This window comes from Halomonas sp. ND22Bw (genome assembly GCF_003011945.1).
In the GTDB taxonomy this organism is placed as follows: Bacteria; Pseudomonadota; Gammaproteobacteria; order Pseudomonadales; family Halomonadaceae; genus Halomonas; species Halomonas halophila.
Map to the genome: position 1 here is coordinate 1 of NZ_PXWD01000463.1, position 329 is coordinate 329.

The 329-nt window shown below is 60.8% G+C and carries 1 protein-coding gene; it reads right to left on the reverse strand.

All coding sequences use genetic code 11. The annotated features are described in order from the left end of the window. Window positions 1-142 precede the first annotated feature (142 nt). The coding region (locus tag CVH10_RS25880) for a hypothetical protein (protein ID WP_219924836.1) at window positions 143-329 on the reverse strand (187 nt) is incomplete at its 5' end.

A 329-nucleotide genomic window follows, 5' to 3' on the forward strand; every position in this document is an offset into this window, starting at 1 on the left:
GAGCCTTGCGTGGTGGTTTGGGCGGATGCTGAACCTGCGAAAAGAGCGATCGCCGCCGCTCCGTAAAGGATGCTGGCGGCGGCCCGGCCGGTTACGAACGGTCGTGTCATGGGAAGCCTGGTTTTGAAGTGATTGTCTGGTGTCACGGTTTGCCGTTGCCGGCTTCGTTGACCTCGCCGAAGCCGGGCGATCCCGACCCCATGAGGCCCTCGATGCTCTGCTGAAGGCGGCCGATGGTGCTGTTGGTGTCGGGCGTCGTGATCTGGTTCATCAGGTCGTCGGTGAACTCGGAGAAATCCACGTTGGTCAGGTCCAACTTCTGGAATTCT